Origin of the sequence: Pseudomonas orientalis (genome assembly GCF_002934065.1) — a bacterium.
GTDB classification, from domain to species: Bacteria; Pseudomonadota; Gammaproteobacteria; order Pseudomonadales; family Pseudomonadaceae; genus Aquipseudomonas; species Aquipseudomonas orientalis_A.
Genome location: NZ_CP018049.1, coordinates 1241197 through 1263801 on the forward strand (window position 1 = coordinate 1241197; position 22605 = coordinate 1263801).

The 22605-nt window shown below is 59.6% G+C and carries 14 protein-coding genes; 6 read left to right on the forward strand and 8 right to left on the reverse strand.

Annotation, left to right across the window (positions count from 1 at the left end; genetic code table 11):
- Positions 1–65: 65 nt before the first annotated feature.
- Positions 66–4946 (reverse strand): hypothetical protein, encoded by a 4881-nt coding sequence (locus BOP93_RS05465; RefSeq protein WP_157943448.1) that lies wholly within the window; start codon positions 4944–4946, stop codon positions 66–68.
- Positions 4947–5905: 959 nt separating this feature from the next.
- Here BOP93_RS05465 and BOP93_RS05470 point away from each other — a divergent pair.
- From BOP93_RS05470 to BOP93_RS05480, 3 genes are all read left to right on the forward strand, one after another.
- Positions 5906–7327 (forward strand): amino acid permease, encoded by a 1422-nt coding sequence (locus BOP93_RS05470; RefSeq protein WP_104501828.1) that lies wholly within the window; start codon positions 5906–5908, stop codon positions 7325–7327.
- Positions 7328–7470: 143 nt separating this feature from the next.
- The gene (locus BOP93_RS05475) at positions 7471–9528 is read left to right on the forward strand and encodes a M3 family metallopeptidase (RefSeq protein WP_104501829.1); all 2058 of its coding nucleotides are present in this window, start codon (positions 7471–7473) and stop codon (positions 9526–9528) included.
- Positions 9529–9687: 159 nt separating this feature from the next.
- Positions 9688–9888: a hypothetical protein gene (locus tag BOP93_RS05480; RefSeq protein ID WP_104501830.1), complete on the forward strand. Its 201-nt coding sequence runs from the start codon at positions 9688–9690 to the stop codon at positions 9886–9888.
- 370 nt (positions 9889–10258) lie between these two features.
- On the opposite strand, the gene BOP93_RS05485 is transcribed toward BOP93_RS05480, so the two are convergent.
- Positions 10259–11398: an OpgC family protein gene (locus tag BOP93_RS05485; protein WP_104501831.1), complete on the reverse strand. Its 1140-nt coding sequence runs from the start codon at positions 11396–11398 to the stop codon at positions 10259–10261.
- A gap of 175 nt (positions 11399–11573) precedes the next feature.
- Positions 11574–13193 carry an FMN-binding glutamate synthase family protein gene (locus BOP93_RS05490; protein WP_104501832.1) on the reverse strand — a complete coding sequence of 540 codons (1620 nt, stop codon included), beginning with the start codon at positions 13191–13193 and terminating at the stop codon, positions 11574–11576.
- A gap of 184 nt (positions 13194–13377) precedes the next feature.
- On the opposite strand from BOP93_RS05490, the gene BOP93_RS05495 reads away from it, so the two are divergent.
- Together BOP93_RS05495 and BOP93_RS05500 are read left to right on the forward strand one after the other, a co-directional pair.
- Positions 13378–13857: a hypothetical protein gene (locus BOP93_RS05495; RefSeq protein WP_104501833.1), complete on the forward strand. Its 480-nt coding sequence runs from the start codon at positions 13378–13380 to the stop codon at positions 13855–13857.
- 106 nt (positions 13858–13963) lie between these two features.
- Complete coding sequence (locus tag BOP93_RS05500; protein WP_104501834.1) at positions 13964–14236, forward strand: type B 50S ribosomal protein L31; 273 nt, start codon at positions 13964–13966, stop codon at positions 14234–14236.
- A gap of 19 nt (positions 14237–14255) precedes the next feature.
- Here the strand turns inward: BOP93_RS05500 and BOP93_RS05505 are convergent, their stop codons facing one another.
- The 4 genes from BOP93_RS05505 to BOP93_RS05520 are packed head-to-tail and all read right to left on the reverse strand — an operon-like array spanning position 14256 to position 20311.
- The gene (locus tag BOP93_RS05505) at positions 14256–15635 is read right to left on the reverse strand and encodes an ATP-binding protein (protein WP_104501835.1); all 1380 of its coding nucleotides are present in this window, start codon (positions 15633–15635) and stop codon (positions 14256–14258) included.
- Positions 15632–17449: a DAHL domain-containing protein gene (locus BOP93_RS05510; protein ID WP_104505241.1), complete on the reverse strand. Its 1818-nt coding sequence runs from the start codon at positions 17447–17449 to the stop codon at positions 15632–15634. Before BOP93_RS05510 ends, BOP93_RS05505 begins: the two co-directional genes overlap by 4 nt.
- A complete protein-coding gene (locus BOP93_RS05515) occupies positions 17446–18414 on the reverse strand; it encodes a cytochrome-c peroxidase (RefSeq protein WP_104501836.1) in 969 nt (322 codons plus the stop codon). The genes BOP93_RS05510 and BOP93_RS05515 overlap by 4 nt, the downstream gene beginning before the upstream one ends.
- A gap of 19 nt (positions 18415–18433) precedes the next feature.
- Positions 18434–20311 carry a putative bifunctional diguanylate cyclase/phosphodiesterase gene (locus BOP93_RS05520; protein WP_104501837.1) on the reverse strand — a complete coding sequence of 626 codons (1878 nt, stop codon included), beginning with the start codon at positions 20309–20311 and terminating at the stop codon, positions 18434–18436.
- 201 nt (positions 20312–20512) lie between these two features.
- Here BOP93_RS05520 and BOP93_RS05525 point away from each other — a divergent pair, with 201 nt between their 5' ends.
- On the forward strand, positions 20513–21826 hold the full coding sequence (locus tag BOP93_RS05525) for an HD domain-containing phosphohydrolase (protein ID WP_104501838.1): 1314 nt from the start codon (positions 20513–20515) through the stop codon (positions 21824–21826).
- Here BOP93_RS05525 and BOP93_RS05530 read toward each other — a convergent pair whose 3' ends face one another.
- Positions 21827–22534 carry a hypothetical protein gene (locus BOP93_RS05530; RefSeq protein ID WP_104501839.1) on the reverse strand — a complete coding sequence of 236 codons (708 nt, stop codon included), beginning with the start codon at positions 22532–22534 and terminating at the stop codon, positions 21827–21829.
- Positions 22535–22605 lie beyond the last annotated feature (71 nt).

The following is a 22605-nucleotide window of genomic DNA, read 5'->3' on the forward strand; positions in this document are numbered from 1 at the left end:
TGCTGACTGTCGTGCAAGTTCTGCGCGCTTGTTGCCCGCTAACCCTGCATAAAGGCTGGGTGGAGTTATGTCAGCGCGTATTTAATGCTGGTGTTCAACAAGTTCAGCCAGGCGGCGTCATTGGCTGGCCCCCAGCGATATTGAACCCCGTCATTGAATAACACCGAGACCTTGTTCGTGTTCCAAGCTTCCATGGTGGCGATGAGTTTGCTGATGTATTTGTTCGCCGGGCAGACAATCGAGCTCCAGGGGTCACAAATCCATAAGTCCGCCCATTGCGCTTGGCTGAAGTCGGCTGTTTGGTGCAGACCTGCCGGCGGTGTCCCCACTAGAACGAATGCATGGGCGGGTGGGATCGTTCCCCACAATTGCGCGGTACCGCCGTTGCTACGAATCTGCTCGCGGGCGACATGGGCCAACTGGTCGCAATTGCCGGCTCCGGTCTTGAGAATGACTTCGGTGTAGTTGGGATGGCCAATCTTGCTGTACTCCCACATCACCACGGGCTCGGCTATCTGCGCGCGAAGGGCTTCGCTTCGGGTGACGCCCTTGATGTTGGCCGAGCCGATACCTGTTGTTTCAACGCGTGCATGGGTGCTGGCGTAGGCCTGTTCGGCCAGGTAGCGGTTGATCTGATCGGTGCCGGGCCGGGTGATGGGGTTGGGCGCCCAGGTATCAAGCGTGATCGGTTCGGCGACGACGTTGATGTTCAGGCGTCGTCCTTCAGAGGAGGTGTTCAGCAAAAATTCGCGTTGTTTGAGTTTTTTAAGCGCGTTGGTCCTGGTGCGGATGAGTGCAACCTTTTCGGCGGAAAAACCGCGCTGGAGCAACTGTCGGTAAAGCGTTTCCAGGGTCGGCAGGGTCACCAGCGGTTGGTCGACGATAAATCCCCCTGAGTGCAGGTATTGGTTCTTCAGGTCACCGTAGGCGTTGATCAACGCGCTCTCGTCGCCGCCCCGGCTGTAATTGAGCAAGTCAAACTGTAGGTCGCCGGAGCCTGGCGCGACGGTGGTCGTCTTGTAAAAAACCCCCACGTCGGCTTCGACCACCAGGTGTTTGCCAACCGTCACGCTGGGGGGAGACAGGTCAACGATCAGCGCCCGCAGGGTGCGGTTGTCATCGATGCCATCAACAATGCCTTTGAGTTTCACGACACTGCTTTGGGTACTCAACTGGATGTCCAGTTGAGCGTTGGGCAGGCCGAATTCGGGTTCGTTGATGAACGTGCCGTGGGTCTGTGGCCTGTACTGCAGGGGAGGGTGCGCAGGTAACGGTGTAAGTCTGAATCCGATGCCATGAGGGCTTACCTCATGGACACAGCGGTTGATCACCAGCTTGCGTTTGCCCACAAGTTGCAGCGGGGCGGGTATCAGTCGGATATGTTCCAGCGCCTGGACTCGGCGCTTTTGGATCGAGCGTTGGTGCGGATAGAGTTTTTTGGTGAAGCAGATGAGGGGAATCGGGCTGCGTTTTTGCCTGCCGGGCGTGCATACGGAATCGAGCTCGTCGGTGAGGTTGAAAAAGGCGGGTGAGTTCAACTCGTCCAGATGACTGGGGGCGTTATGGCTCAGGCGCCATACGCGTTCCTGGTCCAGCAGGTCAGTGGCATTGGCCCGTTGCATGATCAAAGGCGGCGTTTCGAAAAGTGGTTGCGCCACCAGCGCCTTGTAGCCGTCCGCCGTGCTGACGGGGGTGACTGCAATGGCGTTGGCGAGGCGCAAGTTCTGTATTTGAGGCCCATAAGGTCGCGCGCTGAAGTTGTCGAAGGCATGCCAGGCGAGCGGGCGTTTAATCACCAGCAGGTCAGTCAAACCATCAGTGTGCGTCACGGTTGCCGGCCCTGCATCGGCCCTGTCTATCAGCCGGGTGTAGGGGGTGGCGGTTCCAGGCATGCTTCGCTGCCGGGCATTGCGCAGTGCTGTGTTCAATGCCTGTTGGCCTGATTGATTCAGCCGTATCAGGCCATGTCCGGTAAGGCGCACCAGGGACGGCGCCAGGTCGAGAGGGTTGAGGGTGTCGTTCAGGTAGCGGGCACTGAGTTTGGCCACTTGCAGGAGTTTTACGTAGGCCGGGGCGGTGTTTCTCAGGCGGTTCACGCCGCCGACCAGCAAGCCTTTGGTTGGGAGGAACAAGCCAATTGCATCGAAGGCACACCCCCAGGCCCCCTCTACCTGGCGATTGATTTCGCCAGAGGCCAGGTCGTGGGCGCAGGACCAGAAAGGTATGAAACCTAAAAGCACCTTGAAGAGGTTCTCGGCGTTTTGTGTTCTCTTCTCAAGGGTGGTCGCCTCCCTGGCTTGTACCAGCAAGGCATCGATATCGAGGAAGAAATGTTGTTCGACGATGGTGTTCGCCAGGCTGCGGCATCTGGGCGAGTCGAAAGTCAACGGTGAATCGAGTGTCGGCGCGACCTCGAAGTGCCATAGTTGATCCAGCACCACGGTTGAATGCTGATCGGGCCTTGGTGGTCGACCTGTCAAGTAGGCTTGTTCGTCAATGGGTAACCGGCTGCCCAAGTACAGGACTGTGGTCGGTTGGATGCTGCGGGGATTACCGGTGGTCACTGTTATGGACACACCGCCAAGTACCAGGCCAGATGGAATACGATCGTTTTTGCACACAAGGTTCAGTAATGGAAACAGCTCATAGTAATGAACATTGCCGTTTACTTTGCAGCTCAGGATAAAACCGAGCCTGCCTGTGCGGGCCATCCGTTCGCTCAGCGCCTCCAGGTGAGGTGGTTTTTTCGCTGGTTGCCGCATTACCAACAGTTGCACGTCGCCTTTTTGCAGTTTCAAACGATCGGCCAGTGGCAGCTGTGACAGCAGGTATTGAATGACGCAGGTGTAGGCTTGCTTGAGTGCCTTTACCCGAGTCTCGCAAACTGTCTGGAACAGCATGTTGATATCCGCCAGTTTGGCGAAGTGCTCTTTCATGTTCGCCAGGTCGATGCCTGGGTGTGTTGAATGCCACTGTGCTGCAAAGGGCTGCAAGTGACCACTCATGTGCAGCTCCACCAATGATTGCGGGTTTAAACCCGGCAGGAGGAGTGGGGGAGGGACTTGGGTGGGGCTGGCTTTCCAATGCAGGCATTTGCGCGTGAGGAATCGGTTTTTGGGGAACACTTTTTCAAGGTCCTTGCGTGCAAGACTTCGGCGAGTGGTGAGCGGGGTGGCGAAGAGTGTCGAGGCTTTGCGCAATGCCTCGATACGCGTGTCCAGTTTTTTTTTGACGACATCAATCTCATCCACGCTATACGCATGATCGGCGGGCGCTGCTTGCAGTTCGCCCTGGGCAACCGCCCAGTCGATCAGGCTGCCGGTCGCGTAATGTGTGCGCCATTCTTGTTGCCTGCGGGTGGCCGGCTCTTGCATGGCCAGGGTCATGACGTCATTGAACGTCAGGTGTCTGGATGAGCCACAGGCGAGCGCTTCTGCCAGCATCACGCCGTGCTTGAAGAGCATCCAGGCGTGAGAACTCATGAAATACAGCGAGTCAGGAATCTCCTGGACCAGGAACTCAGGCGCGATACCGGCCAGCAACAGATGCGCGGCCAACGCGGTGGTGGCGGAGGTCGCAACGCCACTGTCGATCAGGTGCAATTCGATGATGGTACGTAATGGCGAGTAGCACCGGCCCCAGTAATCGCTGTGATTGAGGTTCAGGCCGGCCACCCTATAGCGTGTTTCACCGGCGTGTGGATCGAGGTTAAGGATCAATGCGGCCAATATCAGGGCGTCACGGCTTGCTTGATTGGTCGTCTCATCGGCTGCGTGGCCATACCACTGCACGGCGCTGATCAACAGATCCGCCAGCCTTTGCACCGCTGGGCGGGCGAGTAATTTGTGCAGCAGTTCCTCGGCTTCGGCCGGGAGGGTGTGATCCGCCAGCAGGTCGGCGGCCAGCAGGTCGATTAAACCTTTATTGGGGCGGGGTAAAAAATCACGGGTGACACGAATGACCTTGGCGCGTTGCTCGGCTGACAGGGTCAGTGTGTCCGGTTGAGGCATGCCCAGGGCAGCCCAATAGTTTCCCAGTCTGGTGGAGACGGGTTGGGTGGTTTCCAGGCGGTGCAGAGTTTTTTGCAGCGCCTTTTGTTTTATCGGCATGTCGAGTTTATAGCGCTGCAGCCCTTTTTTAAGGTCTGTCTGCTTTTGCGGTGTCGAGGGCGTAAGGGCGGGGTGAGGGAGCGGGGTGTCGGTCAGCATCACTCGGGGGGCGGCCTGCGCGGGGCTGGGTGTTTTGTTCACGAGCATGTTGCTCACCGCTACAGCCAGGGTGTCGCGATCATGGGCAATGGCGAGCCGTTGGCGGTGATCCATCAAGGCGACATCGGCATTGGCCAGGTCACCGCTGGGAGGAATAGGTAGAGGGGCACTGCGGCGCAGTCGTGCAACCAGGTCCCAGGCAGCCTCGCGGGTGCCAGGCAGTTCGAGGCCGTGGAGTCTGAGCAATTGCGCCTGGCTTATCTTGGTGTCGACGTGGATGTTCAGGTCCAGGCGTCGGGCAACGACCATCAGGCTTTCAAGCGGTTCGCCCGCCGACAGCGGCGCCAGTAGCTCACGGCCGATGTTGACAGGCATGCCATCGGCCTTTACGCCTCTGATCGTCTGTACGCGGGGGTCAAAATCATATTCGTCAGGTAGCAGGTCACGGGTTTGGTCCAATGCCTCAAACCCCGGGTGCTCGATGATGCCCTTGAGTAACGTCGCCGCGCTTTGCAGGGTTTTGGCGCAAAACGATTGCGACGTTAACTGCAATCGCGCCCGGTCCAGCATGTGTGGGCTGAACGCGGTTTCGTCCAGATTCGCGGCGATGATGCTGGCCATCAGTTGTTCAGCCAAAGCGCGCAGGTCTTGGTTCGATTGCTCGAACGCGGTTGTAAGGCTGGGCGAACCGGCGGTGCCGCAAAACGAATACAGGCGACTCATTTCTTCGATCACCATCTCACGCTGTATGCGGTTTTGCGGTTGTGGGTAGCCGTAGAACCTCAAGACCTGCCGGGCGCTCAGTTGCAGGGGCGGGTTTTGATCCTTGGGCGGCAGGCAGGGCAGGCCGATGGCGTCTGGGTCGATGATGTGGGCGATGTGCAAAATCGGAGGTGTAAACCGCCGCCAACCGCTGTCGTCGCTCAGTGTGACACTCGGCGTGGTCGCATTTTTGGCGTACAGCGCTCCGTTGCGCAGGGTCATGCCGGTGAGGCGCATTGAGCGACGTTGGGCCCAGACAAGTAATTGCGGACGGTTGAGCGCCTCGCGAAAGAGTTGCAGCCAGCAGTCCAGGGAGCAATGTGGGGCAATGACCAGAAGAGTGGCCGGGGCGTTCGAGCGGATTTTCAAGTGTTCGATCAATGTTTGGAGCATTTGCCTGTCGCTGCTCTGGCGTTGCGCCTTGCCTTGGTCGAGGGTGGTCTGAGTAATGGGGGAGGGGCCGTCGTTGGTGGTCAAGTCAGTCATCCGTGAAATCTCGTTGAAGGTACTGGCCGAGCGTGCCTTTTACGGAGGCAGGCTGCAGCGGGACCGTTCTCGTTTCTTTCTGGAGGGTGTCGCTATGGGGTGAAGGACTTGAGCCGGGCGTCGGCAATTGCGCCATCGCAGGGCATGACGATGCACCAATGCTGTGCAATACTCGCCGCCGTTTTGGTCAGCGGCTTTCAGGACAAAACCAGTTAAAGCTCCTTCGTAAACCGGCTTATTCCCACGAGCTACCACTGAAATTGTGTTTTTTTATAGTGAAAAACCCTGTGTCGAGGTTTTTATACTGCATGCCCCGCTGACCTTGTAGGTTTCGTCCTACAAGGTGGGTTTGTCCATGAAACAGACTCGGACTCATCCCCACTGCCAGGCTTATCGGCCTGTCTGTGAGACCAAGTGGATTATCCAATAACAAGATGAGGTTGTACCCCATGCCAGTCGGCAACCCACTGCCCCATGGCGAGACCGCTCAAGGCGGCCCGCTCAAACGCGAACTCGGTGAACGGCATATTCGCCTGATGGCCCTAGGCGCCTGTATCGGTGTCGGCCTGTTCCTTGGTTCGGCCAAGGCCATTGAAATGGCCGGCCCGGCGATCATGCTTTCGTACATCATCGGTGGCCTGGCGATCCTGGTGATCATGCGCGCCCTTGGCGAAATGGCGGTGCACAACCCCGTCGCCGGTTCGTTCAGCCGTTATGCCCAGGATTACCTTGGCCCGCTGGCGGGCTTCCTCACCGGCTGGAACTATTGGTTCCTGTGGCTGGTGACCTGCGTGGCGGAAATCACCGCCGTGGCCGTGTACATGGGCGTCTGGTTCCCCGACACCCCACGCTGGATCTGGGCCCTGGCGGCATTGATCAGCATGGGCACCATCAACCTGATCGCGGTCAAGGCATTCGGTGAGTTCGAGTTCTGGTTCGCGTTGATCAAGATCGTCACCATCATCGCCATGGTGATCGGCGGCGTCGGCATCATTGCCTTCGGCTTCGGCAATGACGGCGTAGCGTTGGGTATTTCCAACCTGTGGGCCCACGGCGGCTTCATGCCCAATGGCGTGCAGGGCGTGTTGATGTCCTTGCAGATGGTGATGTTCGCCTACCTGGGCGTGGAAATGATCGGCCTTACCGCCGGTGAAGCACGCAACCCGCAGAAGACCATTCCCAGCGCAATCGGCTCGGTGTTCTGGCGCATCCTGCTGTTCTACGTGGGCGCGTTGTTCGTGATCCTGTCGATCTACCCGTGGAATGAAATCGGCACCCAGGGCAGCCCGTTCGTGATGACCTTCGAGCGTCTGGGCATCAAGACCGCCGCGGGCATCATCAACTTCGTGGTGATCACCGCCGCGCTGTCGTCCTGCAACGGCGGCATCTTCAGCACCGGGCGCATGCTCTACAGCCTGGCGCAGAACGGCCAGGCGCCTGCGACGTTCGGCACCACATCGAGCAATGGCGTGCCGCGCAAGGCTCTGCTGCTGTCGATCTTCGCCTTGCTGCTGGGCGTGTTGCTCAACTACCTGGTGCCGGACCAGGTGTTTGTGTGGGTGACCTCCATCGCCACCTTCGGCGCGATCTGGACCTGGCTGATGATACTGCTGGCCCAGCTAAAATTCCGTAAGGGCTTGAGCCCGGCCGAGCAGGCGGGTCTGAAGTATCGGATGTGGCTGTACCCGGTCAGTTCCTACCTGGCACTGGTGTTCCTGCTGCTGGTGGTAGGCCTGATGGCGTACTTCCCGGATACGCGAGTGGCGCTGTATGTGGGGCCTGCGTTCCTGGTGGTGTTGACCGTGCTGTACTACGTGTTCAAGTTGCAACCGAGCAACGCCGGCAAAGGTGCGGCACTTAAAGGCATGTGACGTGCTTGAGCATAACGCGGGGCATTTCGATGCTTCGCGTTAGCGCTTTTTCTGCCGTTGTTATCCCTACCTATCTATCCCTCCCCATGAACATTCATTCCCTAGGCTAGCTGTTTCAACAGCGACCTTTGCAGAGTGACTTCATGCCCGACAGCAATCCACTTCTACTGCCCTACGACTTGCCGCCTTTCTCCGCCATCCGGGCAGAACACCTGGTGCCCGCCATTGAGCAGATCATCACTGACAGCCGCAACGCCACTGCCGCAATCATTGCCAGCCAGTCGCTGTTCCCAACCTGGGACGACCTGGTTCAAGCCGTGGAGGCGCTGGAGTCCCGGCTGGAAGATGTGCTCACCCTCATCGAATTGCTTGACTCTCTTCCCCAAGAGCCCGCGTGGCAGCAGGCATCCCACCGCAGTCATGAACTGGCAGTGCAGTACAAAGCCGAGTTGGCCGGGAACGATGACCTGTATCGGCTCCATCGACAACTTGCCGAGAGTCCGATCGCGGCCCTTTTCAATGAACAACGCCAAAGCACGTTGCGTAAAAAACTGCGTCAGTACCACTTGGCGGGCCTTGATCTGTCACCTGAGAAGCGGCTACGGCTCAAAGCGTTGAATGGGCAAATCGACGAATTCAGTCAGGAGTTCCTGCGCCGCGTGAGAGACGCCAACGACCTATGGCGCAGGCACATCCAGGATAAGGCGCTGCTGAGCGGACTGCCTGATGCCGCTTTGGCACGCATGGAGGCCGCGGCGCGGGCCGCTGGCATGGATGGCTGGTTATTGACCCTTTCCGAGCAGTCTTTTCAGGAGGTGATGAACCATGCCGACCATCGAGCCTTGCGCCAGGAAATGATGCTGGCTTACTACAGCCGAGCCGTGAGCACCGGTCCTGACGCTCTTGCGACCGACAATGAACTGGTGCTGACGGTGTTGCTCGACAGTCGGCACCACAAAGCGCAACTGCTGGGCTATGCCAACTTCGCCGAACTGGCGCTGGTGGGACAAATGGCGCAGACGACCGAAGAGGTCACTGCATTTTTGCACCAACAGGTTGATCAGGCGCGCGCGACATTTGTCGATGAGGCCCACCAACTGCAACGCTATGCCGCGCAACGGGGGGTGGATGTTCTGCAACCCTGGGATCACGCCTATTTCGCGGAAAAAATTCGCCAGGCCGTGGCGGGCGTCTCCCAGGACGCCGTGCGCAACTACTTCCCGCTGGAAACGGTATTGCAGCGATTGTGCACCTTCACTCAGACCCTGTTCGGCGTTGAGATGATCGAGCAAACCACGGTCGATACCTGGCACCCGGACGTGCGTGTATATGAATTGAGGGAATACGCGGAGCCGATCGGTCATTTGTTTATCGACCCTTATCGCCGCGTGGCAGGCGGCCAGATTGATGCCGCCTCGGGCTTGCGCAATCACCGGATGACGGCCGAGGGGCGCCCACGCCGGCCCTTGGCGATGCTGCGTAGCCAGTTGCCACGACCGACAGGGACCCAGCCTTGCTTGCTGGATCATCTGCAATTGCGAGTCTTGTTGCATGAGTTCGGCCACTGCCTGCAGCACTTGTTGACCGTCGCCCCCTACCGGGCGATTTCCGGTATGGGCCAGTTTGGTCATGATACGGCGGAGTTCTTCGGCCAAGTGCTGGAGCAATTCTGCTTTACTTCGTCGTTCCTGATCTGGCTGTCCGGCCATTTCCAGACGGGAGATCCCTTGCCCGACGATATGGCCAATCAAATGATCCGATTCGTTCACACCCAGACCAGCCAGGAAACCGCCAGTGTTTTGCTCACGGGCCTCGTCGACTTCGAGGTGCACCGTACCTATAGCGACGGGCGTACCCCTCATGAGGTGTTCACCCATGCCAACGCTGAAGTCGGGTATTTGCAGTGGCCTGATGGCACACGCCCGATGAACAGTTTCGAACAACCGATGGGTAGCTATGGAGCCAGACTGTATTCCTACAAGTGGTCCGGTGTACTGGCACGCCAGGCGTTCGAGCGGTTCGAGCGTGATGGCCTGTTCAACCCGCAGACCGGGAAAGCCTTCCGGGACGCGTTTATCTCAGCAGGCGATACCGGGACGCTGCTGCGCTCACTTGCGCTGTTCCGGGGTGAAGGCGGGCGATGCGGCGAGCATTCATCACCGCTGCTCAGCAGCCAATCCGGCATGGAGCGCCTTCAATGACCCCTGACAACCCCCCCGTATTTTTTCAGCGAAACTCAAACCGAGCGCACGCAGCTGAGCGAGCGCCAACGTACACGCAACTTCACCCTCAAGGACCTTGACTGGTTCGACGCCGTCTATCTGGCCACCGATGCTTTGCGGCGGGCGCAAGAACCGCCGATGCACGTCCAGACCCTGCAACTGAACATGCCCGGTCAACCGGCTATTGAACTGGCGGACGCATTCGTCATGAGCCCCGCTTCGGAAGGTGGGGTTGTTCTCTATACGCCGGTGCGTGGTCTGGAAAAGCTGGAAAGCCATGAAACCCTCAAGACGCAGCTGAGTGCGGCTGGCCTGCGGGTGAAACCCGGCGCTACATAAATCCTCAACGCGCGCCGGCTCCCCAGCAGCCCACTCAGGAGGCTGACGATCAGTTGCGTTGGGAAGTATCAGTGCAAGGATTGGCCCGGGGCTTGAAAACAGAGCTGAAACAACGGCTCAAGAGGTTTTGGAATCAGCCTGCTTCAACGGGGCCTCACGGCTGCAACTTTTTACCCAGGCCACCCTCATGGGCACCCAAACCCTCGTCGATGCCCGGCGCGTTTTCCGGACCGATCCGCTTAAACGCATCATGACCGTACTTAACAACGCCGACTCCGTCGCTTATCTGATTGCCCAATTGGGCCGGCGAAAAGAACTACCGGCGGGCCCAACCCGTGATTCGCGCTGATTCGCTATCTGGCGCACCCGTTCAGCCTGGCGGTTTTGCAGCCATTGCGGTGCGGGTGGCGTAGCGTTGGTCCAGGCGCTTGTTCAGATCCAGCCACGCCGCCAGCCCTCCCATCAAGACAGCTCCTGCCAAGGCCGTGGACAACTTGATCGCCAAGCTGTCCCCGGCCATGGCATTGAGCATGTCGGCCAACGGCGCCAGCACCACGCCCAAGCAGAACACTTCCAGGGAATAGCGCCCCATTCGTGCCAATTGCCGCGCCAGCCAGTGATGTGTCCAGCCGACATCGGGCAGCAGTTTCGCGGTGACGTAGGCCAGCGCAAGAAAGTGCAGCAGGCGTACCGGCGACAGGTCGGTCTTGCTGATGGGGTACAGCCATTCGCCGATCACGCCTGGCATCCAGGCGTTGTGTACCTCTGGCCAGCGCCACGACAGGGTGATCGCGCCGGTGAGCACCACATAGAGCGCAGCGGCCACGAACAAGGGTTGGCGCAGTACCGGGCGGGCGTCAGCCGGGCCAGGGGCACGCAAGGCCGCCGCGCCACCGAGGATAAACAGGCACTGCCAGGTAACGGGGTTGAAGTACCACACACCGCCATTGCTCGCCGGCAAGTTCCAGCCCTGCCAGGGCGCCAGCAGGTACACCACCACCGAAATCGCCACCATGACCATGGGGGCGCGCACCAGCAGCGGCAGCGTGATCGGCAGGCTCAGGATCAGCACGATGTACAGCGGTAACGGGTCGGTGAGGTTGGGTTTGAAGCGCAGCAGCAACTCATCGAGCATGGCCTGCTGGGTATTGTTGAGGAAGTGCTCCAGGCCCATCTCCTGCACCAGGTCGCGGGTCTCGATATGGCTGTTGGCGAAAATCACGATACCCATCAACAGCGCCAACAGGAAAATATGCGCCACGTAGAGCGTCCACACCCGGCGTAGGATTTTCAGGCAGGCGATGAAATAGCCATCGCGCTGGAGGATCTTGCCGTACGCCAGCACCGCTGCGTAGCCGGCCAGGAACACGAAAATTTCGGCGGCGTCACTGAACCCGAAGTTCTGTACCGTGACATGGGCCAGGGGGTTGTGGGGCACGTGATCCCAAAAAATGAAGATCAACGCCAGGCCTCGAAAAAAATCGATGCGCGGGTCGCGTCCGTTCAGCATGGCTGCGGGCTCTTGAACAAGTTGTTGAGTGAAAATCAGCGAGCGCGGGCGTATTCGCACGCCCCCACGTCGGGCGGGCGCAGGTTGGCGGTATTTGTAAGCAATTGCAAAGGCTGGGTGTTACCGAATGTCTCGATGGCCTGCCCGGCGTCCGGGCAGGCATTCACTGGATGAATCAGGCCGCGGCCACTTCGTGCGGCTCAAAGCTATCTGCCCGCGCCATCTGCCACATCCGCGAATAGAACTCGCCGTTCACCTCGCCGGTGAGCAACTCGCCCGGTTTGAGGAACACGTGCAACTGCGAGAACAACTTGATCTCGGTCGCCGACACGCGGCGTACCAGGTGCTTGGCCGATAGCTGCGACGGATGATCGAGCCCGGCAGCGGCGAGCATTTCCGCCAGGGCATGGAGGGTGTTGCGGTGGAAGTTGAATACACGCTGGGCCTTGTCCGGCACCACCAGCGCACGTTGGCGCAGCGGGTCCTGGGTGGCGACCCCGGTCGGGCATTTGTTGGTGTGGCATGACTGCGACTGAATGCAGCCGATGGCGAACATAAAGCCGCGCGCCGAGTTGGCCCAGTCGGCACCGATGGCCAGCACACTGGCGATATCGAAGGCACTGACGATCTTGCCGCTGGCGCCGAGCTTGATTTTGTCGCGCAGGTTCAGGCCCACCAACGTGTTGTGTACAAACAACAGGCCCTCGCGCAGCGGCACGCCGATGTGGTCGGTAAACTCCACGGGGGCGGCGCCGGTACCGCCTTCCTTGCCATCGATCACGATGAAGTCCGGAAGGATGCCGGTTTCGAGCATGGCCTTGGCAATGCCCATGAATTCCCACGGGTGGCCCAGGCAGAACTTGAAGCCCACCGGTTTGCCGCCTGACAGCTCACGCAACTGGGCGATGAACTGCATCAGCTCGATGGGCGTGGAAAACGCGCTGTGGCGCGACGGTGAGATGCAGTCTTCGCCCATCAGGATGCCGCGGGTGTCGGCGATTTCCCGGGTGACTTTATGCTTGGGCAGGATCCCGCCATGGCCGGGCTTGGCGCCCTGACTCATCTTGATTTCGATCATGCGCACCTGCGGGTCCTGCGCTTGCACGGCAAAGCGTTGCGGGTCGAAACGACCATCGCTGGTGCGGCAGCCGAAGTAACCGCTGCCCAGTTCCCACGTGAGGTCGCCGCCGTTTTCGCGGTGGTAGGGGCTGATGCTGCCTTCGCCGGTGTCGTGGGCGAAGTTGCCGAGCCTGGCACCCTGGTTCAGCGCGCGGATCGCATTGGCACTGAGCGAGCCGAAGCTCATTGCCGAAATATTGAACACCGACGCCGAGTACGGCTGTGTGCACTGCGGGCCCCCGACCATCACGCGAAAGGCGCTGGGATCGCTCAGCGGTGCGGGTCGCATGGAGTGGCCGATGAACTCGAAGCCCGACTGGTACACATCAATCAAGGTGCCGAAGGGTTTGTCGGCGGTTTCGTTCTTGGCACGCGAATACACCAGTGAACGCTGGGCCCGGGAGAAGGGCAGGGCATCGCTGTCGGATTCGAGCAGGTACTGGCGGATTTCCGGGCGGATGGCTTCCACCAGGTAACGGATATTGCCCAGGATCGGGTAGTTGCGACGTACGGCGTGGGGGCTTTGCAGCAGGTCGAACATGCCAATCAGGCTGAGCAGTCCGGTAACCAGCGTGAGGGGCCACAGCCATTCATGTTCGATAAAGGGCAGGCTGGCCAGGGTGAATATGACGCATGCGGCAAAGAACGCGTAACGGCTGAGTAACGACAGGCTCATACGGTTTTCCTTGGTTCGGACTCTTGAGGTCGATCCGGCATTCTGCGCCCGTACTCAAACAAGCGACAAGGATCGACGGCTCTGGAGCGCCACGTGCACAGGCACAGGCCATGGAACCGTTCACCCAAAAGCGGCCACTATCCGTGCAGACGCCCGCTTTCTCATGCCTCTGGAGTCATCGCTCATGCCAATCCCGTCTGCTGTTTCCGCCCATTCCCTTGTCAATCAAGGCCTGCCGCTGGCGATCGGCCGTGAACAGCCTGTCGCTCAATCCGAGCAGCGGATGAGGCCTGCCCGGCATGAGGCTGCCCCCGTGAACCGCGACGGCACTCAACCGGGAAAACTTCAGCGCTTTGCCGCCGAGGCCGGCAAGAATCTGTGGTTTATCCCCGGCATGAGTAACGTGTTGTTGGGCATTGCAAAGGCCAAGTCCAACGGCGAGAGCGCTGTGAGTGGCGCACTGACCGGGTTCAATAAAACCTGTACGGATGGTTTTGACCAGGCGCTGGTCGGCGCGGCCACTGGGGATTACAAGGCCGTTGCCAAAGGCTATTTCGATGCGGTGAAAAAGAACGACGCCACGCCGGGCTCCGTCAAAACCGGATTGCACGAAGTGTCGGACGCACTGAGCCTGGCCACCGCACTACGCGCCAAAAAACCGTGACAACAGCCCATTCGGTCACCGGGCTATTGCAATCCGTTCTCGTTTGGGTGTGTAATTAGTGTTACTCTATAACATATGCAAAGCACCCAGACGCCCCGGAGGCCTTATGAAAGCTGGTATCCATCCCGACTACCGCACCGTGCTGTTCCACGACACCGCCGCCGACGTGTTCTTTCTGATCGGCTCCACCGCCGACAGTGATCGCACCCATACACACAGCGATGGCAATACCTACCCGTACATCCCGCTGGACGTCTCGAGTGCTTCGCACCCGATCTATACCGGCCAGCAACGCAAGACCCAGGTCGAAGGCCGGATTGCCGGCTTCAACAAGCGCTTCGCGTCGTTTGGCTCAAGCCCGAAAAAAGCCGACGAATAAGAACGGCCGGCGGCGTGTCCTACGCCGCCGTCTGCCGGATCGGCAGCACCACGCGAAACGTCGTACCCTTGCCCGGCTCACTGGTGACCGAGATATCCCCCCGGTGTTTCTTGACGATGCCGTAGGACAGCGACAGCCCCAGACCGGTGCCTTCGCCCACCGGCTTGGTGGTGAAGAACGGGTCGAAAATCCTCTGCACGGTGTCGGCGGCAATGCCGCAGCCGTTGTCCGCCACTTCCAGCCAGATGGTGTCGCCGTCCACGCCGTTGCTGATGGTGATGGTGCCGCGTTCCGGCCCCATGGCCTGGGCGGCGTTGATCACCAGGTTCATCACCACCTGGTTGAGCTGCGAGGCCAGGCATTCGATGTCCGGCAATGGCGTGTAGTGCTTGATCACATCGGCCTTGTACTTGAGTTCGCTGGCGACGATGTTCAGCGTTGAATCGATGCCGTGTTGCAGGTTGGCGAACTGCCAGGTCTGGTCGTTATCCACCCGTGAGAAGTTCTTCAGGTCCTTGACGATCTGTACCACGCGACCAATACCCTCCTTGGACTCACGGATCAGCACCGGAATGTCTTCCCTGAGAAAGTCCAGTTCCAGCTCTGTGCGCAATGCCTCAAGCCGGTCGCGCGGCTCCTGCTGCGGGATCAATGCTTGGCTGTGCTGATACGCCTCCAGCATTTGCTGCAGCTGGTTGAAGTAGCTCTCGAGGGTGCTGAGGTTGGATGAAATGAAGCCCACCGGGTTGTTGATCTCATGGGCCACGCCGGCGGCGAGTTGCCCCAGCGATGCGAGTTTCTCCGACTGCACCAGTTGGCTTTCCAGGTGCTTGCGCTCGTTGATTTCCAGTTGCAACGCCTCGGTGCGTTGTTCCACCAGTCGCTCCAACTGCGCCGTTTGCAGGGAAGCACGCCGGGCCATGTCCCATTTATTGGCCAGGGTATTGGCCATTTGCTGGACTTCAATGTTGTCGAACGGTTTTTTCAGGATCAGTACGCGGTCATAAGCGTCCAGGCGAGACAGCAGGTCGTCCCAGGAGTAATCCGAGTAGGCGGTGCAGACCACCACCTGCAGGTCAGGGGCGACTTTCCACAACTCTTCGATGGTCTTCGCGCCGTCCCAGCCCTGGGGCATGCGCATGTCAACGAAGGCCAGGGCATAGGGACGTTTTTCCGCCATGGCGGTGGTCAACAGGCCCAGGCCTTCTTCGCCGCCATAGGCACAATGCAGTTCGAACGCCTGGGCCTGCGGTCTGGCGGTGTCGCCGAACAGCGCCGACTCCATATCGTCCAGCGCCTGGTTGGCTTGTGCGTCGGGCATCAGGATCTTGCGAAAATCCTCATGAATGGAGGGGGTGTCATCGATCAGCAGGATGCGCCGGTTGGGGGGCTGGTTCATAGGGTACTTCCTGCAAGGGTCAAGGGAATCGTCAAGGTAAACACCGCGCCAAGGCCCGGCCCGTCGCTGTGGGCCGTGAGCTGGCCGTGCATTTCCACGGCCGCCAGCGCGCAGCTGTGCAGGCCGAAGCCGTGGCCTTCCTTGCGGGTGGTGAACCCGTGGGTGAAGATCCGCGTCATGTTCTCGGCCGGTATGCCTTCGCCATCGTCCTTCACACTGATCCTGAGCCTGTCGTCACCTGTCTGCTCGACCGTCAGGGTGATTTGCCGTGGCCGCTCGGACAGAGAGGACATGGCGTACTTGGCGTTGCTGATCAGGTTGACCATGATCAGCAGCAGCCGGTGTTTGTCCCCCAGGATCTGCGGTACCGGCGCGTACTGCTTGACCACCGTGACATGGTGACGACTCAGCGCACCGGCGTTCATGCGCAAGGCGTCATCCATCAGCGCGCCGATATCGACGGGTTCGAGCAACGAGCAAGCGCCGGCATAGGATTGCTGGGTTGAAACGATGTCCTTGATGTGGTCGACGCTCTTGCTCAGTTGCGTCAACTCCTCGCTCATGCCCTGCTGCTCGATGGCAATCGCCTCAACCAGTTGATTCAGGTAGCCCGGTAGCAATTTGCCTTTTTCGTCCTCGGTGAGAAAGCTGCCCAGGTCGGCCTGATGCGCGTTGATCAACTGCATGGCCTTGCCCAGGCCCTGGGCCTTGCTGTTGCGCAGTTTGCGGCTGACCAGGTCGGCGGAAATATTCACGCTGTTGAGCACGTTGCCGACGTTGTGCAGCACATTGGTCGCGATCTCCGCCATGCCCGCCTGACGGGCACTGTCCATCAGTTCGCTCTGGGCATCCTTGAGTTGTTGCGTACGCCGTTCCACCCGTTGCTCCAGGGTTTCGTTGGCCGACTGCAAGGCGCGGTTGACGCGGTTGATCTCGGCGAAACTGCGCAGCAGGCGTACGGCCAGGTAGAGCAGCAGCAGCACCAGCAACGTCGAGAACACCAAGAGGTAGCGATGGTATTGATGATCGACGAGGTCGGCGGCCTGCTGGTCCTGATTGAGGTGGGTGGTCAGCGCGTCGAGGCGTTCGGCCACGGGCACGGCGGCAATCCGCTCAAGCAGGCTGTTGACCACCGGCTGTTCGCGCAGGATCAGCGAAATATGGTTGCTCAGGATATCCACCGGCGCCTGGAAGTCACTGGGCAGGCTCTGCTTGTTGATTGCCAGCTTGCCCAGGCCCACCAGGATATCGGCAGCACGCTCGTCGCTGGTGACCTGGGCGAACTCCAGGCTGCTGAGCAGCAGGTCGTAGGTGTCGGTGGCCACACCCTGCAGTTGCAGGCGGCCTTCATCGTCGATGCTGTTGAACTGGGCCTGGATGTCATCTTCGGCGGTCGGCAGAAACGCCAGTGAGTTACGCAACACGGCGTTGTGGGATTTGAACTGGTCCACCAGCCGGGCTTTTTCCTGGATGGCCGTCTGATACGCCGCCCGGCCGGCTTGCCAACCCGCCAGGTCGGTGGCGCCGTGGTAGGTATCGCGGCTCTCGAGTTCCGCCCAGATGCGGGTCATTTCCGTCAGCGGCATGACCAGTGGATCGTAGTTGTGAGTGATCGCGATCCGGGCCTTGAGCACTTCGCTGTCCCATTGCGCATTGAGCTGCTGGAGCTCGCGGATCAGGTCCCGCGACTGAGTGTAAGTGGCCGTTTGGTCGCGGGAGGACTTGATGTACAAGAACACCAGGGTCGAGGCCAGGAACAGCGTCATGAAGCCCAGCAGCAACTGGCTGGCACGGCGGCGGGCGAATCGTCTCATAGCGGCTTGCCCGCCCATTCGCCGGTCAAGGTCTTGAGAAACTGGATGATCAGGTCCTTGTCCTCCTGGGAAGGGTTGCGCCCCAACTGGTACTTGAACATCACGTCGACCGCCTCTTCCAGGGTCTTGGCCGACGCATCGTGGAAATACGGTGCGGTAACGGCCACATTACGCAGGCTGGGCACCTTGAACACATGGCGGTCTTCTTCGTCCTTTGTCAGCAGGTAACGCCCAAGGTCGGACTCCAGCGGATTACCGCGCGCCTTGAAGTAGTCGCCCATCACGCCGAATTTCTGAAACATGTTGCCGCCGATGTTGACGCCCTGGTGGCAGGCAATGCAGCCGTAGTCCTTGAAGCGCTGGTAGCCGTACTTTTCCTGGGTGGTCAGGATCTCGGTGTTACCCAGCAGATATTGATCAAACCGTGAGTTGGGCGTCAGCAGCGTGCGCTCGTAGGTCGCCAGTGCATTCTGCACATTGGCGGCGCTGACGCCATCGGGGTACGCCTGCTTGAAGGCGTTCTGGTAGGCGGGCAGTGCAGCGAGATTGCGCACCACGGTTTGCCAGTCGCTACCCATTTCCACCGGACTGATCACAACCTGTTCGACCTGGGCTTGCAGCGTGTCCACCCGACCATTCCAGAACTGCTTGAAGTTCAGGCTGGCGTTGAACACCGAGGGCGTGTTGAGCTCCACCGGTTTGCCGTCAAAGCCGATGGAGAACGGTTTGTTGTCGGCCCCGCCGGCGTCCAACTGGTGGCAGCTGGCACAGGACAAGCTGTTATTGACCGACAAGCGCGGCTCGTTGAACAGCTGGCGACCCAGCTCTACCTTGGCCGGGTCCAGCGTCGGAACCGCCGGCAGAGGCTTGAGCGCCTCGTTCAGTGGTGCGGCCGATAGCGGCGCGCCGGTGCCCAGACACAACGCGAGCGTAAGAACCAGACGGTGATTGGAAACATGGCTCAAGCGAGCACTCCTTGCAGGCCTAGGGCGATTGATCGGGCATCAGGCTCGAGCACTTCGCGTGCAGCAACTGGACGAAATCCTTGGGCGGCAACGCTTTGCTGAATAGAAAGCCCTGACCTTCTTCACACCTCCTGGCTTTCAGGAAATTCAGTTGTTCGACAGTTTCCACGCCTTCGGCAATGATGTTCAGCGCCAGGCTCTTGCCCATGCCGATGATAGCGCTGATCAATTGTTCATCCTGGTGATTCACACCGAGGCCGCTTACGAAGGACTGGTCGATTTTCAGCACATCGATAGGAAAGCGCCGCAAGTAAGTGATGCTGGAGTAGCCGGTGCCGAAATCATCCAGGGCCAGGCGCACGCCCATGGCCTTGATCTTTTGCAGGGTATCGACGGTTTCGTCGACATTCCGCATCAGCACGCTCTCGGTGATTTCCAGCTCCAGCATGGCTGGCGGCAGGCCGGTCTGTTCGAGGATGGCAACCAGGTTGTCGACAAAGTCACGTTGTCGAAGGTCGACTGCCGAGATATTCACCGACATGCACAGCGGCGCCAGGTCCATCTCCCGCCAGGCTTGGGCTTGTGCGCAGGCCTGGCGCAATACCCACTGGGTCAGGCGCACGATCAGACCGCTGTCTTCGGCGACCGGAATGAACTCGGCCGGGCTGACCCGACCGTAGGGTTGTGACCAGCGTGTCAGCGCCTCTGCGCCGACGATGCGCCCGGAGTCCAGATTCAGCTTGGGCTGGTAGTGCACCACGAACTCATCGCGGTCTAACGCCTGGCGGATCGCGCTCTCCAGGTTTTGCTGGTGTTGTGCGCGCAGGTTCATGTCTTCGGTATAAAAACTGAAGTCGTTCCGGCCGCGTTCCTTGCGGGTGTGCATGGCGGTTTCAGCCTGCTTGACCAAACCTACCGCGCTGCTGCTGTCGTTGGGGTAAATACTGATCCCCAGGCTCGCGGTCACGCTCAGGTCATGCCCCGCGACGTGACGGGTCGCGCTGACGGCATTGAGCACCTTTTGCGCAATATGCTGGGTTTGCAGGGGATGTTGGATGTCGTTGAGCAGGATCACGAATTCGTCGGCGCCGTAGCGAAACACCGAGTCCGACGCGCGCACCGTCGCCACCAGGCTTTGGCTCACCTGTTGAAGTACCTCGTCGCCCGCCGGGTAGCCCAGGGCGTTGTTGATGCGCTTGAAGCGGTCGAGCCCGATAAACATCACCGCCAGTTGCGTGTCATGCCGCCGGCCCAGGGCGATGGCCTGTGTCAGCCGGTCACCGAGCAGCGTACTGTTGGGCAGCTCGGTCAAGGCGTCGTAGTGCAACAGGTGCGAGACCTTGAGCAGTTCCTGCACGCGTTCTTCGATGGTGCGTTCCAGGCCGATCACCTTGAGCACGGCGTCCTGGGCCAGTTGCCATTTCCAGGTCAGCGCACTGGCCATCTGACGGATTTCCAAAGCATCGAAGGGTTTTTTCAGGATCAGCAACTGATCGTTATATTTCAGGCGCGCTTCGATGGCCTCGAAGGAATAGTCGGAATAGGCGGTGCACAGGGCAATTTGCAGGTTGGGGTCGACGTCCCACAGCTGTTCGATGGTGTGCAGCCCGTCCCAGCCGGGGGGCATGCGCATATCGATAAACACCATGGCGTAGGGCGCATTGGCCTCAAGTGCCTTGTTTACCAGCACCAGTGCCTCCTGACCCTGGTAGGCAGAGTCCAGCTCGAATGCCTGGCGTACTGGCGCGGCGGTGCCGAAAAGAGCTGATTCCAAGGTATCGAGGGAGGGCTCGCCGTGCTCGTCGGCACAGAGGATCTTGCGAAAGTCCTGGTGGATCGAAGCGGTGTCATCGACGATGAGTATGCGACGGTTGGCGCGTCCCGGCTCCGGATTCATGGCGCGCTCCACAGATGCAAAAGGGTCGATGGCATAACGATTCCTTCCTTGGTTCTACAGTTGAACGAAGTGCACATCTGCCGTGACAGCATAGTTGAGTTACCTTGATATCGGCGGCTACTTCGCGTCAAATCAACACCGTATACGTGTTATAGCGGTTCAATTTAGCTTAACTTGATTTAATTTGAAGGCAGAGTCGCCATGGATGAACAACTCGCTCCCAAGCCCGCCGTTTTGCTGGTCGACGATGAAGAATCGATCCTCAACAGCCTGCGCCGCCTGTTGCGCAGCCAGCCCTATGACGTCGTGCTGGCCACCAGCGGCGCTCAGGCGCTGGAGATTATGGCGACCCGGCCCATCGATCTGGTGATGAGCGATGCGCGCATGCCGGGTATGGACGGGGCCACGCTGTTGGCCGAGGTCCACTGTCTCTACCCGGGTACCCGCCGCATTCTGCTCACCGGTTACGCCGACTTGACCACTATGATCAAGGCGATCAACGACGGCCAGATCCACCGCTACATCAGCAAACCCTGGAATGATGAGGAGTTGCAGCTGATCCTGCAGCAAACCCTCGAACACCAGCGGCTCGAACGTCTCACCCAGGCTCAGCACGAGCAGCTCAAGGCGCTCAACGCCACCCTGGAAAAACGCGTGACGGCGCGCACCGCCGAATTGCAACAGACCGCCGACATGCTCGACCTGGCCTACGACGAGCTCAAGCGCAGCTATGTGACCGGTACCGAAGTGTTTTCCCTGCTGGCCAACCTGCGCCTGCCCAAAGACAAGCAGACCAACCGCGCGTTGATCGAGTTGATCCGCGTGTACTGCGCCGCCCAGTCGATGGATGAAGCCAGCACCCGCGACCTGACCATGGCCGCCGCGCTTTACAACATCGGCAAACTCAGCTGGAACGACAGCATGATGATTGCGCCATCGGACAAGCTGCACAGTACCGACCGCGCGCTGTATCGCGAATACCCGACCCAGAGCGAGTCGCTGTTGATGACGCTGGAGCCCATGAAGGACGCGGCGCGCATCATTCGTCATCACCAGGAGCGCTGGGACGGCTCGGGGTTTCCCGACCACCTCAAGGGCGACGCGATCCCGCCCGGCTCGCGGCTGTTGAAGCTGGCCGTGGACTTCATCGAGTTGCAGAAGGGCTTGATCCTGGAGCGGCATCTGAACAGCGACGAAGCGCTGCTGTATATCCGCAAGTACGCCGGGCGCCTGTATGACTCGGAGCTGGTGGAGGATTTCGTGCAGGCCTGCGCCACCTTCCTCAGCGATGTGACTCTGGGCGATCCTACGGTCAAAGTCCTCACCACCCGCGAGCTGGAGGACGGTATGGTGCTGGCGCGCAACCTCAATGCCGACAACGGCATGCTGTTGCTCAACGCCGGCAAGGTGCTGAACCTGCCGCTGGTGGACAAGCTGATCGCATTCGAGGCCATGGAGGGCGCCAAGTACAGCGTGTTTATCAAGGCGCCCGACGAGGTACCGCCACTCCTGTAGCTAAACGCCCCAGGCTACGTGCTTGCTGGCGTGGTAATCAAAGATGCCCCTGATGATGTAGACGTTTTTGCCGCCGTCCTTGCCGTTTTGTTCAATCGCCACGCGCCATAGACCACGGCCCGAGCCGGCCTCTACCTGGGGTAGATCGACATAGGTGTAGTTGCCTCTTCGCTTGCGGCTGAGACGGCCGGCCTGGATATCCTGGATGATTTCCTCAAGTTTGGCCGTGGCGGGGGCGGGCAGGAGTTTTTTCTGGGTGCGCGCCAGATCATCCAGCTTCACGACGTTGATGTGTGGGTTGCGAGTGGGCAGGACTTCCGGGACGCGAGGCAGCGCCGGCCCTGGCCTTTCAACCCTATGGGTTTGAACGCGGGGAATCGATGTTCTGATTTGTTTGTCGAAGTTGTCGTTTTTGCCAATGAGCCTTCTGGCTTTCTTAAACAGCTCCTCTTTGTCCAGCGCAGACAGAGGTTGCCTGAAATGCTGTGTCGACAGGTGTATATGTTCAAGCGTGGACAGCTCGAATCGCAGGTTCAGAATGGAACTGCATAATCGCTCTTGATTGGCTCGGCTCAAGCTTCTCGGGTTCGATAGCCAGCGGCGAAACTCAGCTTCATCCAGCACGCCGAGCTGCTGGCGGGTTTGAGTGATCAAATTGAGTTTCAGGGAAGCGCCGGTTTGTTCTATGACGTGCGCGAAGATGTACATCGGGAAATATCTCGGCCAGTTGCTGCTGGTACACGCGGCCGAAACTGGGCTTTGCGGTGTATGTATGTCGG

Excerpts from the sequence above, each read along its gene's own strand:
- BOP93_RS05465 (WP_157943448.1), bottom strand. The coding sequence starts at position 4,946 with ATGGTGATCGAAGAAATGAGTCGCCTGTATTCGTTTTGCGGCACCGCC.
- BOP93_RS05470 (WP_104501828.1), top strand. The coding sequence starts at position 5,906 with ATGCCAGTCGGCAACCCACTGCCCCATGGCGAGACCGCTCAAGGCGGC.
- BOP93_RS05475 (WP_104501829.1), top strand. The coding sequence starts at position 7,471 with ATGCCCGACAGCAATCCACTTCTACTGCCCTACGACTTGCCGCCTTTC.
- BOP93_RS05480 (WP_104501830.1), top strand. The coding sequence starts at position 9,688 with ATGCACGTCCAGACCCTGCAACTGAACATGCCCGGTCAACCGGCTATT.
- BOP93_RS05485 (WP_104501831.1), bottom strand. The coding sequence starts at position 11,398 with ATGCTGAACGGACGCGACCCGCGCATCGATTTTTTTCGAGGCCTGGCG.
- BOP93_RS05490 (WP_104501832.1), bottom strand. The coding sequence starts at position 13,193 with ATGAGCCTGTCGTTACTCAGCCGTTACGCGTTCTTTGCCGCATGCGTC.
- BOP93_RS05495 (WP_104501833.1), top strand. The coding sequence starts at position 13,378 with ATGCCAATCCCGTCTGCTGTTTCCGCCCATTCCCTTGTCAATCAAGGC.
- BOP93_RS05500 (WP_104501834.1), top strand. The coding sequence starts at position 13,964 with ATGAAAGCTGGTATCCATCCCGACTACCGCACCGTGCTGTTCCACGAC.
- BOP93_RS05505 (WP_104501835.1), bottom strand. The coding sequence starts at position 15,635 with ATGAACCAGCCCCCCAACCGGCGCATCCTGCTGATCGATGACACCCCC.
- BOP93_RS05510 (WP_104505241.1), bottom strand. The coding sequence starts at position 17,449 with ATGAGACGATTCGCCCGCCGCCGTGCCAGCCAGTTGCTGCTGGGCTTC.
- BOP93_RS05520 (WP_104501837.1), bottom strand. The coding sequence starts at position 20,311 with ATGAATCCGGAGCCGGGACGCGCCAACCGTCGCATACTCATCGTCGAT.
- BOP93_RS05525 (WP_104501838.1), top strand. The coding sequence starts at position 20,513 with ATGGATGAACAACTCGCTCCCAAGCCCGCCGTTTTGCTGGTCGACGAT.
- BOP93_RS05530 (WP_104501839.1), bottom strand. The coding sequence starts at position 22,534 with ATGTACATCTTCGCGCACGTCATAGAACAAACCGGCGCTTCCCTGAAA.